Genomic DNA, 16,420 nt, shown 5'->3' with positions numbered 1-16,420 from the left:
GGATTGAGTCCATCGGCCCGCGCGTGGTCTCATCGGCGCCTCGCGGTATCGGGGTGGGGCATCAGGTCTTGGCAGTGGCGTGCTCGCGCTGGGTGTGGACTTGGCGGTACCAGCGGCAGTGGACGACTGGCTCGACGGACAGCATCGCTGCCCCCGCCGCCGCACCGACGGTGAGGGAGGTCCAGCCGCCGCCGTTGAGGAATGCGGCGAGGCAGGCGGCGGCGATGGCCACTGGGCGCAGGAGGGTGAGCGGGCCGAGTCCGATGACCATGGCGAGGGTGCTGGCACGGAACGGCAGGAGGAAGTAGGCGGCGAGCGAGAGCAGGACGGCGGCGGCGTAGATGGCGAGCGGAAGCAGGTAGCCGAGGCCGCCGGCGGCCAGTGTGGCGTAGGCGCGGGCCGGGTCAGCGGCGGTGAGCAGGCGGAGAACGGCAGCCAGTGCGGGAACGAGTAGTAGGACGACCCCGACCGCCAGCCCGCGCAGTGCGGCATGCGTGTTGGCGCGGCGTTTGCGGATTCGCGCGTCGCGGCCGGCGAAGGCACGAAAACCGCTGAATGCCGCGTCGACCAGGCCGAGTACGGCCAGTGGCAGGGCGGGCGTCATCGGGCGGCCTGCGCGAACTGCTCGGGGCCGAGGAGTCGGCGGGAGGCGCGGCCAAGGGCCTGGCGCAGGGGCGCCTCCAGTTGCGGTCGCAGGCCGAGGACCGGACGCAGGGTAGTGCAGAAGGGGTTGGCGGCTCGTCGGGGCTCGTAGAGCAGTGGGCGCATGCCCGAGGCTGCGGCGGCGCGCAGCAGGGTTTCGTCGCTGTGGGCCCGTCGGGCGGAGGCGACGCCGTCGTGTCGGCCCAGTGGGTGGCGCATCCGGGCCCGGTGGAACATCCACGCGCCGATGGGGGCGAGGCCGGTGGCGGCGATGTCGTAGTGGCAGAACGCCAGGGCGGGGGAGGCGCCTTGGGCCCGGAAGAAGTCCGTCAGCGCGGGCTCAGGTAAGTGGTGCAGCACGCCGGTGGAGACATACACGGTGGCGGCCTCCGGCAGCGTGAAGGCGTTGCCGTGGACGAAGCGGCAGTTGAGTCCTTCGGCGTGGGTCAGGTGGTCTGCCTCGCCAACCAGCGCGGCGTCGAGGTCGACTCCGACCAGCTCGACCTCCGGGGGGAGTGCGCTGGTGGCCGCCAGCCAGCGGACCAGGTAGCCCAGCCCGCAGCCGATGTCGACCAGGCGGTACGGCCCAGGCTGGCCGGTGGCCCGGATCGCGGTGAAGAGTGGGTCGAGCAGGTGAACGAGGCGTTCGCCGATGCGCAGCTCCTCGCTCAGTCGCTGGAGCTCGGTGTGAACGCTGATCAGCAGGTGGTCGACGGCGCCCGCGTCCAGGACCCCGTCCCGGTCGGCGGGCAGCCCCGCCACGATCCTCGCGGCCCGCCCGTCGCCGTTCGCGCGAAGCTGCTCGACGACCTTGGCGCGCCGTACCGGCAACCGGTGGCCGTCGGCCGGGTCCACCGCGGTGATCAGGTCAGAGATCTCAAGCTGAGGCACACGCGGCACTCTACGACGCCACTTCAAGGCCCACTCCTCGCCTGAACCAAGCCGTGGCGCTTGGGCACACCGGCTTCCTCGTACCGGGCCCTCCGTGGGCCCACCAAGACCGGTGCACGTAGCTCTGTACCTTGTGGAGCACATACGGGAGTACGCCGACAACCGGGGACACAACTGCGATGAGGCGTGGTGCCAGGCTCTTATCAGGTCACATCCGACGGTCCGCCGGTGCAGCCGCATGCGCCCTCCCGGCCGGCCGACGCATCGGCAACAAGGCACGAGCGGCCGGTTGGTCTGTGGGTCAGACCGGCCGGATGAGCGCTTGCAGATCCTCGCAGTTGGTCTGGGGGCGGTAGGGCCGGGTTCGCTTGTGGGTGATCCCGGCCGCCGCCAGGGCGTCTCGCCAGTCGCGTGAGCGGTAGCAGGAGCCGTTGTCGGTCAGGACGCGTTCGACGGTGATCCCGCAGGTGGTGAAGAACGCGTGGGCGCGGGTCCAGAAGCCGGTGGCGGTCTCCTTCTTCTCGTCCGTGTGGATCTCGCTGTAGGCGAGGCGGGAGTGGTCGTCGACGGCGGTGTGCAGGTAGCTGTAGCCGGCGTTCGAGCGGTTCTTGCGGCCCGCGGCCCGGCCGAGGACCTTGTGTCCGCCGCCGTCGGGGATGTTGCCGAGTTTCTTGATGTCGACGTGGACCAGTTCGCCGGGGCGGTCGCGTTCGTAGCGGCGTATGACACGGCCGGTGGCCCGGTCCAGATGCGCGAGGCGGGCCAGGCCGAATCGGGTCAGTACGCGGTGCACGGTGGAGGGCGCCAGGCGCAGCAGGTGCGCGATGCGGGCCGGGCCCCAGCGGCGCAGGATGCGGACCTTGATGATCCGGCGCTCGGTGCGGGTCGGGGTGCGGCGCGGGCTGGTGTGCGGGCGGGAGGAACGGTCGGCCATGCCCGCCTCGCCGAACGCGCGGTAGCGAGCGGCCCAGCGCTGGGCTGTGGTCGGGGAGACCTGGAAGCGTTCGGCGGCCCGGCGCAGGGGCCAGCCGTCCTCGACGACGCAGCGGGCCAGGCGCAGGCGTCCGGTCTCGGTCAGGGGTGCATTACGGTGGGGCATGAGGGCCTTCTGATCGTTCCGTGTAGATGTCGCAATCCACACCGAATCCGGAAGGCCCTCACTCGTTCAAGATCACTCTCCAGTGATCGCTGTCACCAACCTCCGTGGACAGAACAGCTAGGGCGTGTATCGAAAGTGGATCTTGAACGTGCGATGATCTTGGCTCGTGGCACGTGGAGACCTGACAGACGCGCAATGGACGGTGCTGGAACCGCTGTTGCCGAAGAGCAAGAAGCCTGGACGGCCGCCGATGTGGGCCAGGCGGCAGCTGATTGACGGCATACGGTTCCGGGTCCGCACTGGCATCCCGTGGCGGGACCTCCCCGCCGAGTACGGGCCGTGGGGCCGGGCGTACGACCTGTTCCGCCGCTGGCAGCGGGACGGCACCTGGCATCGGATCTTCACCGAGCTCCAGGCTCAGGCCGACGCGCAAGAGCTGATCACCTGGGACATCAACGTCGACTCCACGGTGTGCCGGGCCCACCAGCACGCCGCCGGGGCCCGCAAAAGGGGGACCTTCAGAAAGAGCCGCCTGGCGGCATCACCGTCGAGCCGGACGACCATGGGATCGGGCGCTCGCGCGGCGGCCTGACCACCAAGTTGCACCTGGCCGTCGAACAGGGCCAGAAGCCCATGTCCATCGTGATCACGGCCGGGCAGCGGGGCGATTCCCCGCAGTTCGAGCCCGTCCTGAACAAGGTCCGTGTCCCGCGTCTTGGGCCGGGCAGACCGCGCACCCGGCCCGATCGCGTGCGCGCCGACAAGGCGTACGCCTCCCGGAAGAACCGCGCGTACCTGCGACGACGCGGGATCCGCTGCACCATCCCGGACAAGGCCGACCAGGCCCGCAACCGCAAGAAACGCGGCTCGCGCGGCGGTCGGCCGCCGAAGTTCGACCCGCAGGATTACAGGGCTCGGCACGCGGTCGAGTGCGGCATCAACCGTCTCAAGAGGCACCGGGCGGTGGCTACGCGATACGACTGTGAGGATGTTGGGGTGCCGCCTTGGGCGGTGGTCTGGCCCGCGATACGACTGGCCCTGGTGCCTTGCGTTTGATCTGCCGACTGCCGTCCGAGGTGGTACATGCTGCCACCGAAACGGTGGGCGTGTCCCGATAGGGGCCTTCGCGACAGGCACCGTCACAGTCCTGACCGCCACACCGTTCCGCGTCAGCCACCAGCGTTTCCCGAGGCGATCAGGAGACAGGCGACCATGCCCAGCATGACTCAACAGAGCCATCCACGTCACGACACAACTGATCAGCACGAACAGGTCCTGCTCGGAGTCGATACGCACAAAGATGTCCACGTGGCTGCGGTCATCACCAGCACCGGACTCCTGCTGGACACGCGAAGCTTCCCCACGACCCGGGAGGGCTATCGCCAGCTCCTTTCCTGGGCACGTGCTTTCGGGCAGTTACAGCGGGCCGGGGTGGAATGCACCGGCTCCTACGGAGCCGCCCTCACCCGCTATCTGCACCACGAAGGCATCACGGTCATCGAGGTCAACCAACCCGACAAGGCCGCCCGACGCCGACACGGCAAGTCCGACTCCATCGATGCGGCAGCCGCCGCCCGGGCGGTTCTCTCCAGCCGGGCCACAGCCACCGCCAAGACGACAGACGGACCGGTGGAGACAATCCGGCTGTTCAAGATGGCCAAGACCTCCGCGGTCAAGTCCCGGTCCATGGCCATCAACCAGCTCAAGGCCGTGCTCGTGGCGGCAGAGCCAGCCTTGCGTGAGTCCCTGGCAGGGCTGAGCAACCCCAAACTCATCCGCCGGTGTTCGCAGCTGAGGCCCGCGCCCGGCACGGGGCCGCAGGCGGCATCCCGCCACACGCTCCAGCTCCTGGCCAAGCGGATCCTGCATCTCACCGAGGAGATCAACGACCTCACGGCCCGGATCAGCACAGCGATCAATGCCTGCGCACCCCAGCTCCTGGATCTCTACGGCGTCGGTCCGGACACGGCTGCGGCCTTGCTGACTGCAGCGGGCGACAACCCCGACCGCCTGGCCAGCGAGGCATCCTTTGCCGCCCTCTGCGGCGTCAGCCCCGTGGAAGCATCGTCTGGAAAGACCCAGCGCCGCCGACTCAACCGCGGCGGCGACCGCCAGGCCAATTCAGCTCTTTACACCATCGTCATCGCCCGTCTGCGCTGGGACACCCGCACCCGTTCTTACGTGGAACGACGCGTCACCGAGGGCAAGACACGACGCGAAGCCATCCGATGCCTCAAACGCTACGTTGCCCGCGAGATCTACCAAGCCCTGCTCACATACAGAAAGCAAGCCCCGGCACCAGTCCCCGCCGGTTGACATCCATAGGGGCATCAAGCTTGCCGTCCGCTACGAAGCCACCGTCCTCATCGCCGCCATCAACGAATGGTTGTAAACGGCCGTGTTGTGGCGGCGCGTGAGCTTCTTCGAAGCCAAGCGTTCTGCTGTCGGCCAAGACAGTCGCGTCTCCGATGGCATGGGCGACAGGATCGTCACATGCAGCCGATCTTCGTTCTCGTGCACAGTCCGTCCGTGGGCCCCTCAACCTGGCACCCTGTGGCCGAACACCTGACGGCGGCGGGATACCAAGTACGGGTGCCGTCCCTGCTGAACGTAGGCGCCGGTGCTCCACCCTTCTGGCCCCGCATCGTCAACGCCGTCCGCGACGACCTCCGGCAGGTCCCTGCCGGAGGCCCCGTCACGTTGGTGGCACACAGCAACGCAGGCTTATTTCTCCCGGCGATCCGCTCGAGCCTCGACCATCCGGTGACCAGCTCGGTCTTCGTCGATGCCGCACTGCCGGCCCGGAGCGGACCGACCCCCGTCGCCACACCCGAGTTGCTGGAGTTCCTCCGCCCGATGGCGGTGAACGGCAGGTTGCCGCGCTGGACCGACTGGTGGGACGAGGCAGACGTCGCACCCATGTTCTCCGATCCGCTGGTGCGCCAGACAGTCGTTGAGGAGCAGCCCACTCTGCCGCTGTCCTATTACGAGCAGCACATCCCGGTCCCCGACGGCTGGGACGACCATCCCTGCTCCTACCTGCTGTTCGGCCCTCCGTATGACGACTTTGCCGCCGAGGCGCGCGAACGCGGTTGGCATGTGGCACACCTGCCCGGCGCACACCTCCACCAGATCATCGATCCTGCCAGCACAGCCCGGCACCTCGTCGAACTCGCCACTACGACCTGATCCACTTCCGATACACGCCCTAGTCGGGCCGTAGGGAGGCAGGTCCGAAGCGCCGATCTGGGCGAGGCGAACGTCAATGGCCAGCCCATGTGGATCCCGGAGCCGATGTCTAGGATGGAGTCTTTGGCGTGTCATCCCATTTCCGCCCCTCATCCGCCAAGTCGGCAAGTTCCCACGCAGGTTGAAGAGGCCCACTGCTAGGGTATGGGCTCGACTTCCGGCAGAGCGAGCGGATCCGCGCGTCCGTGCACCATGGGGGGATGGGTGTTCACTGCGTTTGAAACGCGCGTGCTGAACGTTCGCGAGTACTTGGCGATGGGACGGGAACGTTCCGAGCTGATACCAAGAGTGCCTGGCATCTATATCTGGACGCTTGACTTCACTGATATCGGAAAGACAGCACTCGAGCGGGAACCGGAAGACGTATTTTCTGTCGTCCAGACAAGAATCAGTGCGCCCCGTGGTGAGCCGCTCGAAGTTGGAATGGTTGGGCGGTATAGAAATGTCCTGATTCAGGATGTCCCGCCTGAGCTGACGCGTGCTTCAGCTGTCCGAGTAGAAGAGATGATAAAGGCTCGCAACCTGCATCTTGAATGGGCTTTTCTGTGTGCCACGCTGTTTCAGAGGCCGCTGTACGTAGGTAAGGCCGTCAACTTGTCGGCGCGCCTGAAGGCGCACATGAAATCGGACTCCCATCTCAGTGGCGAGCTTGAACGCCTGGGGCTGACGGTAAACGACTGTGCGGTACTCATGCTACCTGTTGCATCACCCGACAATATCGCGGAGCTTGTGGCAGCTGAAGAAGAACGTGCTCGTGCCTTGCGGGCGGCCGGCGCGGCCGAACCAACCGCAAGAAATATCCTCAGCGCAGGAGAGGATGACGGCGCAGACGAGGACGATGACGGGGGTAACGATTTGGACGCCGAAGACGATGACGCTCTCTTCTCGGACTCCGAACTTGACGCCGCGGCAGCCCCCGAGTTGAGACAAGTTGATCAGCTCGTGCGTTTTGCTGAGTCGCTGACCATTCGCGCCGCCCACCCTTTGCTGAATATGAAGATGGACTAACCCATGAGCCTTTCGTCACTGAGCCGTCGTCGCCCAGCCTATACCGACCAATACTCCTACGTCCGGGGCGAATATGCCATCGGTGATGAGAAGGTCCCCTACTTCTCCATCTCGATGACCATCAGGGAAGCAGACCAGTACCTGCGCCTGGCTCGGGAGCTAGCATTTAGTGACGACGAGCCCGTGAACCTGGAGGAACTATTTCAGCGAACGGTTGACGAGGACCGTGCCGCCGGCCCGATCGCTACTTACTTGAGGCAACCCGGCTCACTCAAGTTTTTCAATGCCTTCACCGTTGTTCTTCTACCAGTCGATCCCGACAAGGCTGACACGGTCGCTGAAAGTTACATTGAAGACTCAGCCGCCCCGGCCGAAATCCCGGATGGCGACCTTAAGCGTACGTCGATCGGCCCCGTTCAAATCGACAACTTGCCCGGAACGGATATCGGGTTTATTCGGTGGAGCACTAAGCGTGCACGTGCCGTGATTCTCGATGGCCAACACCGCTTCCTGGCCCTGAAAAGGATCCTAGACTCACCGCAGACCAATCTGCTCAAGCCGGATACCACGAAGATTCCTGTACTTCTCTTGGTTCTTGACGAGAGAGCCGGATTCGTTCCTGCTCGAGATCAGGATAGGCTACTTCATGCCTGCAGGAGCATTTTTGTCGCCCTGAACAAGCATGCCGTGGCGGTCTCAAAGACGCGCACGTATCTGCTCGACGATCAGGACATCGTGTCCGTGAGTATGCGCCGTCTCTTGACGTCGGAAGTCGGAGACGGTCGCAATGGCCAAGATTCGATTGATCGAATCCCGCTGGCGCTCGTCGATTGGCACTCGGATCAGGCAAAATTCGATCGGGGTCTTCATCTTACGAGTGTCCTCGGATTGCATGAAACCATCCGACAGATCTACCCGAATCGTTGCGACGAGTCGGACTATGAGGGGCTGCGCGAATATATCACCAAGGTGAGTGCGCTCATCGGCCCTACAGATGATTCGCGCTGGTCGGAGCTCGCCCTGCGTAATAGAGTGAGTAAGTACGAAGACGACGCATTGCCTTTCATATTTTCTGCTGAGGAAGTCTCTGCAGTTGCGGATGCCTTCGCGAACGGCGTTGGGCAGGCGATCGTGCGCCCCCTCCTGCAGCTGGAGCCCTACAAACAGCTGAGGGAGGGCTATCAGGCGGCAGGGCTGATTGGCGGCCCCCTGGAGCTATGGCTTGGTTTCGATAAGTACGGAAAGCAGGCATTTCAGACCCGCACGGGGAATGATCCGAGTGACCTCGCCCGTAGTATCGCCGAGAATGTGAAATCTGGCGATAACGCATTTGCTGTGATCTTTCAGCGCGGCATCCTCCTTTCGGTGGTCAGGTTTGATATCGCCCGGTCTGACTTTGCTGGCGAGTGGGAATGTTCATCGGATCGATTCGCTGTCCTTGACCGCTGGATCGAACGAATGAACGCACGTATTGTTCCCCATCTCGCCAACCCTGATTTCTGGCTAGGGGCCGGAATTAAGGGTGACCGCAATGTCAACTACACTAAGGTGGGTGCCAACGGCGTCAAGGGATTGGTGTCCCTTGCGACCATGTGCCCGATTGCTGAGCTGAGAGGGGATGCGGCGGCGCTCGCCGAACGGGGCATCTCTTCAGAGGTCCTGACAGGCTCTGAACAGCTGGCCTGGAAGATGATCTCAGATCCTGACAGCCCTTACTTGCGAGACGATCGAGTGATGGCGGACGCCGCAGAACCCAGTCTTCAGTTTGCGGCATATCGCTGGCTTGCGCGGCAATTCGAAACAATCGGTCGCGGACGGGCGCGGGGCGTTGTGGCTGGCGTGACCCGACAGGCATGCATCGAATATCGAAATGCGGCGAAAGCGTATGTCCAGAGCGAACTCCGTGCATCGGGCGTGCCAGCAGACGAAGAGGTCGTACTGCAAGGGGTTCTTGTCCTCGGCGCCCGCCGCCTGGCCCAGATCGCGCAGGCATCTGTGTGAACCCTCTTCAGTCGACCCGTGAGTGGCTGCGCACGGCATCGCTCTGGGGCGTCCCGCACGCCCCAGTCCCCCATCGTGAGCACGCCAGTGGGCAGTTCCTGATTACCCGCGTGCATCGGTTTGTGCCGCACGCGGGTGTCCCGGGTGTGGGTCCGTAAGTCGCTTGGGTGTAGCTGGAAGCCCTCTCCGACGCACTCGAATCCGACGATGACCAGGGTGGCTGCTCCATCTGCCATCTTTGATGAGCCAGTACGCGAAGGCGGCCGATCTGCGCTCATCGGTCGGGCCTCTGGCTGCTCTGTGCAAGGAGTCGGGCGCGCAGGCACGTGCAGGCAACTCGCCCAGCGCCTGCGCGACAGCTTGGGATGGATGGCCTCTAGGTCCAGGGGTCCGCTGGCGGGATCAGGCACCGTTCAGCTTCCCGCAGGGCGCGGCGAATAGGGGTGCACGCTGTCACGTACGCCGCCCGGGCGTCGTCGTCCGCGGCGTCCAGCACGGTGAGGGAGGGACCTCCTAGGGCAACGGCGGGATCTTCGGGCAGGCGGGATAGAACCGGGATGCCGAACCGTGCGAGTTCGGCATCCACTTGTTTGGTGAAGTCCGGTGACGGGGTGCTGTCGGCGCGGGGGGAGGACTGTCGCAGGACGAGGCCGGAAATGGGGACACGGTCCAGAGGAATCCCTGTGAGGTATTGCTGGCGCCAGGCCATGGCCGATGCGGCCGGGGTGACAGCCACTTCATGGTGCTCGGCGACGCCGTTGCGTGCCTGCGCGGTCACGAAGCTCTCGGGGTATCCGGAGGAATCGACCACGACGAAGTGGCAGTCCACTGATCGTTCGATGTAGGGGCCCATACCGAGGTTGTCGTTGCAGTCCACAAAGATGGTCCAGTCAAAATGCACGCGTGCCTGCTGGAGCAGGGCGCCCACGTCCGTACGGGAACCGCACACCGTGTGGGTGAAGAGCGCGCCGCCGCCGGGAACCAACCTGCCTCTGCGCCAGGGCAAGGACGGAACAAAGGTCGGGCGGTCCGGGATGGACCATCCGAACACGTCATGCTCGTACAGGCGGCGCACCTCACGGTCGGCGTCGAATGAGTGGGTCACGACGAGGACCGTGCAGCCGTCCAAGGCCCACGCCGCGCCGATTTTCATGGCCATACCCGTCAGTTCCCACTGGCTTCTGCTGAGTCGAGGAGCTAGCAGCTGGGTGGAGCGGCCTTCCGTCGGCTTGTTGTCGTCGGAGCCCCGGGTGCGTTGAGAACAGTGGCGCTCGGCGGGTGAGGTGTGAGGAAGGCCGCCGTGGCTGGGGAAGGCGGTCTCGTCGAGTGCGGTGAAATGGCGTGGCCGCTGCGGCACTGGCGGTACCGGGGTGCTCGCTGCAACGGTTTCCACCCGCAGGAGGCCGCGCCAGCCGCTCGTGCGGTCGGCTGGCGCGGTGAACTCCATGACACAGGCGTCGCCATCACAGTGGTGGCCTTCCCCATCGGTGACCAGACCTGGCCCGGCCACGGGGTCGCTGAGAATCGCGGCGAGCCGGTCGTCATGGAGGGAGACGCCCTGGTGGACCTCGCGCACGATGTGCCAGTCCAGGCCATGGTCCGCGGATGTGGCCGACACCTTCAGACCTGCGTGGCCGGACAGCCGGTCCCATAGCCGGATCCGGCGTAGCACGGCGCTGGGCAGCGCGACCGCTGGGCGGTGGTCGTCGATGATCGTCCGGGGCTGGGGCTTGCGGCGCCGACCCCCAGTGCGGAGTTTTTCGGGCGGAAGCGCGCCGGGGGCAGCGGTCCACAGGGGTACATGCCGCTGCGCAGAAAGGGAAGCTTCGTACGTGGAGAGGAGTCCTTCGACATGGTCGGACCGGTCCAGTGTGGTGAGAGCGATGACGCCTGCGGCAGGGTGACGTGCGAACGCGATCTCGATGCTGCTGCCGACCGTACGCGCCCACAGCCCGGGAGTGCCGTGAATCGTCCGCTGGCCCCGTTCACGGTAGGGGAGCATCTCCAGGGCGGGACGCACCAAGTCGGAGTGCTCGAAGCGGATGTCCAGGCGGCTCGATGTTGGAACGACTTCGGCGATCCCGAGTGGGAAGCGGCTGGAGCGCTGCGGGTGGCCGATATGCTGCAACAGGACCGATTCCAGGAGCAGTTGGGTGTCCGTGCCGCTCGGAACGAGCGTCCTCCAGCTCGGCATTTCCTTGACGCGCAGCCGTACGGCACGCAGTGATTCACCCGTCAGCTGCTGCCTGGCGGCGGCGACTTGCTCCTCGATCAACATCATGCTCCTTCTGGTACGTGCCCCGACCTGGCACAGAAGGCTCATGAAAGCGTTCGACGAAGTGGTTGATCTTTAGATCGTCGGAGAGGGTTGTCCGGCAGTGCCAGGGTCGGTTCAACGGCACTCGGAGCTGGCCGCTTCCAGGGGCCAGGTGGTCCCACCCCAGCTCATGTGGGGCCTCGGTGTCAAACACCGCGAGCGCAGCCGGAGCGTCGTCACTCCATCGGGGGAACCGGGCCCGAGCGCGGGGTCATCGGTGGGCCCGTGAGGCAGGCAGTGCAGGCTGGAGCGGCGGACTGGTCGCCCGGGGCGGTGGCCCGGCGCGTGCCGACGGCCTGCCTACAGGTGCGGGTGCCGGTGTGGTGGCACGGTTCCAGCGGGTGCCCAGGGCGTTGAGGTCGGCGAGGGCGCGACGGCTGCCGGTGATGAGCTGATGGGGGGTATTGGCGGGGTCGTCGGTGTAGGCGGTGATCCGTGCGGCGACTGTCTGGGCGCGGGCGAGGAGGGCGCGTTTGACGATCTTCTCGCCCCAGTACTCGGGGGAGCCGGCGGGCGTGGAGACCAGCGCCATCACGTCCTTGGGGGCGAGGGAGCCGGTGAGAAGACCGCGGTGCTGGGCCTCGCCGAGGACGGTGACCGGGTCGACCATGTCACCGCGGTGGACCAGCGCCGTGATGGACTGCCAGAGCGCGGCGTGTAGCGGCAGCAGGAAGTCCGCCTCGGTCAGCCACCGCATCTGCTGGACCGCCGCCGGATAGGCGGTGGCCGTCGCCAACAGGAGACGCTCTTCGTCGAGGTCCTCCTCGCCGACCTGCCGCGGGACATCCGCGGGGAGTGCCGTGCGGGGGAAGGAGCCGGGGTGCGGGGCGAACTGTTCGGCAAAGGCGTCCAGGACGTGGCCGATGTCATCAGCCAGGCCGAGCGTCGAGGCGGCCGGGTTGGGCAGGCCCGGGTCGGTAGCGGTGGACGCGAGGCGCTCGGCGTGCCCGCGCAGGACCCGGCGGGCGTTGTCGGCGCGGATCATCCTGGCGTACGCCGCAGCGTGCTTCGGCTGCGGGCAGAACTGGATCAGGCTGTGAATGTAGGAGGCGCTCAGGCCGGGAGCGTGCGGACGCGTGTGCTCCAGCACGGCGTTGAGCCAGGCAGTGTCCTTTGCGTGGTCGGCGGGGTCGGGCGGCGGCAGCGTGCGGATCGCGGTGAATAGCGCCGCATGGGTGTGGCTGTCGAAGTGGTGGGCGATCAGAGGCTCGGTGTCGGCCAGACGTGCAGGTTCGAGGAGAAGGGCGCCGAGCAGGGCCTGCTCGGCATAGTGGACCGGCCTCGGCGCCGGCGCGAGGTCGAGGTCGTTGTCCTCGTCGGGTTCGGGGGCGTGGGTCATCAGGCGGCGAGAGTGAAGTCGTCGGGGTTGAAGGGCTTGTTGAGGTTCGGGGCGAGCAGGTGCGCTGCCAAGCGCGGGGGGACAGCGTTGCCGATCTGCGAGAACATCTGGCCTTTGTTGCCCTGCCACGGTTATCTCTAGGTCGAAGTCGGGGGCTGGTACGTGGGTTTGGGCCGTAGCCCTCTGGTGTGCCTCGTTGGTATCCACTAGCTCCTTGCTGCGTTGGTTGCATGTGATTTACAGAGCGGAGAGGGCGATCTCTCCTGCGGGCGGCAGCGTCCAGCGGGTGATCGTTGACGAGACGTACACCATCCACACCGAGGGCTCGGCCTACCTTGCTGGGCTGCGAGCGGCGGACCGGTCGCCGAACACCGAGCGCGTCTACGCCAGTCGTGTTGCGCTGTATCTGACGTACTGCATGACGGTCGGCATCGACTGGTGCCGCCCGACGTTCTTGGAGCTAGGGCGCTTCGCCCAGTGGCTGATCACCGAACCGCTGCCGCCGCGCGGGCCACGGTCCACCGCCGTGAGGTTCCGGACCAAGAAGTCCGCTAACGCCGTGCTGACCACGGTGTTCGAGTTCCTGCGGTTCGGCACCGCGCATGGCTGGGTGCCGGCCGACGTGGTCGATCGACTCTCTGATCAGAAGTACCTTTCCTTCCTGCCCCCGGGCTACGACGTGGGTGAGGACGCCCAGTACCGCACGGTCAACGGCCGGACGATCAAGTTCCTGGTGGCTGACGACGGCATCGAGTGGCTGGCCGACGCTCAGATCGAGCGGTTGCTGGAGCTCACGCCGCGGGCCCGTGACCGTTTCCTGATGGCCCTGCTGCGGTGCACGGGAATCCGCATCGGTGAGGGCCTGGGGCTGCGCCGGGAGGACATGCACTTCCTGACCCGGTCGGAGATCTTCGGCTGCCAGATCACCGGCCCGCACGTGCATGTGAGGAGGCGGCTGAACCCCAACGGGGCCTTGGCGAAGTCTGCGTACTCCCGATGGATCCCGGTCACTGAGCAGGTGGTCGGCCTCTACGCGGACTACCAGTACGAACGCGACCAGGTCGCGGCGGCCGAGGTGAGCGACATGGTGTTCGTGAACCTGTTCCGGGCGCCGCTGGGCCGGCCGATGACCTACCACAACGCCAAGGATCTGTTCGACCGGCTCGCCCGCCGGGCCGGGTTCGCCGCACGCCCGCACATGCTGCGGCACTCGGCCGCCACGAGCTGGATCCGCTCCGGGGTGCCCGAGGACGTGGCCCAGCACCTTATGGGCCACGTCTCCCGCTCCTCGATGCAGCCCTACCTGCACCCCACTGAAGGCGATATGCGCGAGGCCGTGGAATCCACCGCCCGGCGAACCAGGGAGGCACGACGATGACGACGTCAACAGCACTTGCACCGCTGGCGCCCAGCCTGCCGCCGCCCGACCTGAACAGCTGGGTCGAGTGGCTGAAGGGCGAGATCGACCCTGTCTGGCGACCAGGTGAGTGGGAAGCGGCGAACTGGTTCTTCAACGGCGATCCAGACAACGAACGCACGGTCGGCTGGAGGTGCCCGACCCGGGCCTGTCCCTCGATCAGCAACAGCCGAGGGATGTGCAAGTCCTGCATCCGCGAACATCGCGCCAGCGGCCTGGACCGCGAGACGTTCCTGGACACCCACGTCCCCGAGGAGCGGAAGTACGCACCGGGGCGCCCCCAGGCACGCTGCCTGGTCGAGCGCGACGGCCGACGCTGCACGCACGGCAAGTACTGTCGGCGGCTTTGCCTCACCCACTACCGCGCCTGGTGCACCAGCGGCGGCCCGGACGTCGAGGTCTGGGCCCGCACCGGGCCACTGCCGCTCACCGACACCCTGCCGGCCTGCGCGATCGCCCGCTGCGAGCAAGAGCGGTCGGGACTGAAGACGCTGTGTTCGTATCACCTCGCCAAGCACCGGCGAGACTCACCGGACGAGCCCGTCGAGGAGTGGGCTCCGCGGCAGACACCGTTCCTGCGCGGCCACCAGTTCTCGCTGATCCCCTTCCAGCCGGTGATGCGCTGGGAGATGCTCTACGCCCTCCAGCAGCGCGATGCCCGCGGCGGAAAGATCGACCCGACCCTGGTCAGGATGCTCGCCGGCCTGCTGGGCGACCGACCGTATCTGCTGGGCGCTGATCGCAGCGAGCTCATGGCGCTCGCGCACACGAAGACCTGCACCGGCGCTTCGGCGCACATCAACGAGATCGAACGAGCGGTCCACGTCGGCCACGAGGAGATGCGCGGAATTAAGCCCACCGACAAGCTCGTCTGGCACCTGCCTTCCATCAAGGCGCCGTCCCGGAAGTCCAAGACCGGACGGGCCCGGTCCACGCACGGCGAGCTGGACTTCACCGCCATCACCCAGCGATGGCTGCGGGATCTCACGCTGGAGTGGGCCCGCCACATCGACCCCTCGCTGGAGGTCCTGCGTGACACCTTCAGGGTCGCCGTGCTCGTCTCCGGCGCCTTGAACCAGCGGCCTGGGGGTGCAATGGATCCGGCTCGGCTCACCGCCGCCGACATGGACGCCGCGGTGGATGCCATCCGCAGTGCCCGCCGCAAGGACGGCGGACTCTTCACGCGCAATAGTGCCCGCAGCATGGCGCACAAGTTGTTCGCCCTGCTCGACTTCGGCCGCCGGACGGGTTTGATGGCCGATGTCCCCACCGCCTTCGCTCGCCACCACCGGCGGCACAGCGTCGGCCACGACGATGAGGACGAGAACGGCAAGGCCATCCCGGAGTGGGTCATTGCCCAGCTCGACGTTCACCTGGAGACTTTCGGCGCGGGCACTCCCTATGGGTACCTCACCGACGACGAAGTCCGGCACATGCTCCGCACCGTCTATGTGCTGCTTCGCGACACCGGCCGCCGCCCGCGCGAGATCTGCAGCCTGCGTTCCAACTGCCTGGATCACTCCGGCGACGACTACGAGCTGATCTGGGACAACTACAAGAGCAAGCGTCACCGGCGCCGCCTGCCGATCACCAGGGAAACCGCCCAAGCCGTCCATGACTGGCTGCCGGTCCGCAGCCGGCTGCGGACGCCGTCGGTCAGCGAGGGCCATCTCTTCCCGACGATCACCGGGGATCACATCGATCCCTACCTCAACCCCAGTTACCTGTCGAGGTATCTGCGGCGCTGGGTGGACGCCATCCCGAAGCTCGACTCCAACACCACCGGCCCGGACGGCAGTCCGCTGCCTTTCGACCGGACGCTCATCTACCCCTACGCGTTCCGGCACTCCTACGCCCAACGTCATGCCGACGCCGGCGTCCCGATCGATGTGCTCAGAGAGCTCATGGACCACCGGCAAATCGGCACGACCATGGGCTACTACAAGGTCTCGTTGAAGCGGAAACGCGCCGCGGTCTCCACGATGCGCCTCCACGTCATCGACCGCGCAGGTGTCCCCGCCCCGATGAGCTCCAACACGGGATACGAGGCCCGCTCCGTCGCCGTCCCGTTCGGCAACTGCATCGAGCCGTCGAACGTCAAGGCCGGCGGAAACGCCTGCCCGATTCGCTTCCAGTGTTCCGGCTGCGGCTTCTATCGCCCGGATCCGTCCTACCTCCCCGCGATCGAGGAGCACATCAACTCCCTTCGTGCCGACTGCGAGACCGCACAGGCGATGGATGTCGACAGCTTCGTCATCCGCAACCTCACCGAGCAGATCGCTGCGTTCCAGCAGGTAATCGCCACAATGCAGAACGAGCTGGCCAGCCTGCCCGACGACGAACGGTCCGAGATCGAGGAAGCCAGCGCGATCCTGCGGAAAGCCCGCGCTACCCACGGCCGCACGACGCTGCCGCTGACCGTTATCTCCCGGAGCACCTCATGATCCAACAACATTC

The 16,420-nt window shown here is 66.2% G+C and carries 11 protein-coding genes and 2 pseudogenes; 7 read left to right on the top strand and 6 right to left on the bottom strand.

Annotated features, from left to right (window positions below; genetic code table 11):
* Nucleotides 1-61: 61 nt before the first annotated feature.
* From ACIRP7_RS28320 to ACIRP7_RS28310, 3 genes and pseudogenes are all read right to left on the bottom strand, one after another.
* Nucleotides 62-604, bottom strand: a complete 543-nt coding sequence (locus ACIRP7_RS28320; RefSeq protein WP_403664917.1) for a hypothetical protein — start codon at nucleotides 602-604, stop codon at nucleotides 62-64.
* A complete protein-coding gene (locus tag ACIRP7_RS28315) occupies nucleotides 601-1,533 on the bottom strand; it encodes a class I SAM-dependent methyltransferase (RefSeq protein WP_403664915.1) in 933 nt (310 codons plus the stop codon). Before ACIRP7_RS28315 ends, ACIRP7_RS28320 begins: the two co-directional genes overlap by 4 nt.
* Nucleotides 1,534-1,870: 337 nt before the next feature.
* A pseudogene (locus tag ACIRP7_RS28310) lies at nucleotides 1,871-2,632 on the bottom strand (IS481 family transposase); the annotation flags it as partial.
* 166 nt (nucleotides 2,633-2,798) lie between these two features.
* Here ACIRP7_RS28310 and ACIRP7_RS28305 point away from each other — a divergent pair.
* From ACIRP7_RS28305 to ACIRP7_RS28285, 5 genes are all read left to right on the top strand, one after another.
* Nucleotides 2,799-3,688, top strand: a protein-coding gene (locus ACIRP7_RS28305) for an IS5 family transposase (RefSeq protein ID WP_403664913.1) whose coding sequence is annotated in 2 segments (ribosomal slippage) — nucleotides 2,799-3,189 and nucleotides 3,189-3,688 — 891 coding nt in all. Because the reading frame shifts where the segments join, the coding sequence is not laid out codon by codon here.
* A 165-nt stretch (nucleotides 3,689-3,853) separates the two neighbouring features.
* Nucleotides 3,854-4,948: an IS110 family transposase gene (locus ACIRP7_RS28300; protein WP_403664911.1), complete on the top strand. Its 1,095-nt coding sequence runs from the start codon at nucleotides 3,854-3,856 to the stop codon at nucleotides 4,946-4,948.
* 276 nt (nucleotides 4,949-5,224) lie between these two features.
* Complete coding sequence (locus ACIRP7_RS28295; protein ID WP_403664909.1) at nucleotides 5,225-5,821, top strand: alpha/beta hydrolase; 597 nt, start codon at nucleotides 5,225-5,227, stop codon at nucleotides 5,819-5,821.
* A gap of 264 nt (nucleotides 5,822-6,085) precedes the next feature.
* Nucleotides 6,086-6,889 (top strand): GIY-YIG nuclease family protein, encoded by an 804-nt coding sequence (locus ACIRP7_RS28290; RefSeq protein WP_162948093.1) that lies wholly within the window; start codon nucleotides 6,086-6,088, stop codon nucleotides 6,887-6,889.
* 3 nt (nucleotides 6,890-6,892) lie between these two features.
* A complete protein-coding gene (locus ACIRP7_RS28285) occupies nucleotides 6,893-8,890 on the top strand; it encodes a DNA sulfur modification protein DndB (RefSeq protein WP_403664906.1) in 1,998 nt (665 codons plus the stop codon).
* A 376-nt stretch (nucleotides 8,891-9,266) separates the two neighbouring features.
* Here the strand turns inward: ACIRP7_RS28285 and ACIRP7_RS28280 are convergent, their stop codons facing one another.
* The 3 genes and pseudogenes from ACIRP7_RS28280 to ACIRP7_RS28270 form a co-directional block, all read right to left on the bottom strand.
* On the bottom strand, nucleotides 9,267-11,171 hold the full coding sequence (locus ACIRP7_RS28280; protein WP_403664904.1) for a hypothetical protein: 1,905 nt from the start codon (nucleotides 11,169-11,171) through the stop codon (nucleotides 9,267-9,269).
* Between the two features lie 247 nt (nucleotides 11,172-11,418).
* Nucleotides 11,419-12,546 (bottom strand): DnaB-like helicase N-terminal domain-containing protein, encoded by a 1,128-nt coding sequence (locus ACIRP7_RS28275; RefSeq protein ID WP_403664902.1) that lies wholly within the window; start codon nucleotides 12,544-12,546, stop codon nucleotides 11,419-11,421.
* Nucleotides 12,546-12,677: pseudogene (locus tag ACIRP7_RS28270) on the bottom strand (DNA cytosine methyltransferase); the annotation flags it as partial. The gene ACIRP7_RS28275 and the pseudogene ACIRP7_RS28270, both read right to left, overlap by 1 nt.
* A 155-nt stretch (nucleotides 12,678-12,832) precedes the next feature.
* On the opposite strand from ACIRP7_RS28270, the gene ACIRP7_RS28265 reads away from it, so the two are divergent.
* Together ACIRP7_RS28265 and ACIRP7_RS28260 are read left to right on the top strand one after the other, a co-directional pair.
* Nucleotides 12,833-13,924 carry a tyrosine-type recombinase/integrase gene (locus ACIRP7_RS28265; protein ID WP_403664900.1) on the top strand — a complete coding sequence of 364 codons (1,092 nt, stop codon included), beginning with the start codon at nucleotides 12,833-12,835 and terminating at the stop codon, nucleotides 13,922-13,924.
* Complete coding sequence (locus ACIRP7_RS28260) at nucleotides 13,921-16,407, top strand: tyrosine-type recombinase/integrase (RefSeq protein WP_403664898.1); 2,487 nt, start codon at nucleotides 13,921-13,923, stop codon at nucleotides 16,405-16,407. Before ACIRP7_RS28265 ends, ACIRP7_RS28260 begins: the two co-directional genes overlap by 4 nt.
* The last annotated feature ends 13 nt before the right edge of the window (nucleotides 16,408-16,420 follow it).

It is taken from the genome of Streptomyces sp. NPDC102270, assembly GCF_044766405.1.
GTDB lineage: Bacteria > Actinomycetota > Actinomycetes > Streptomycetales > Streptomycetaceae > Streptomyces.
Note: the sequence above shows the minus strand (reverse complement) of the source record. Positions and strands in the feature narration are given on the sequence as shown.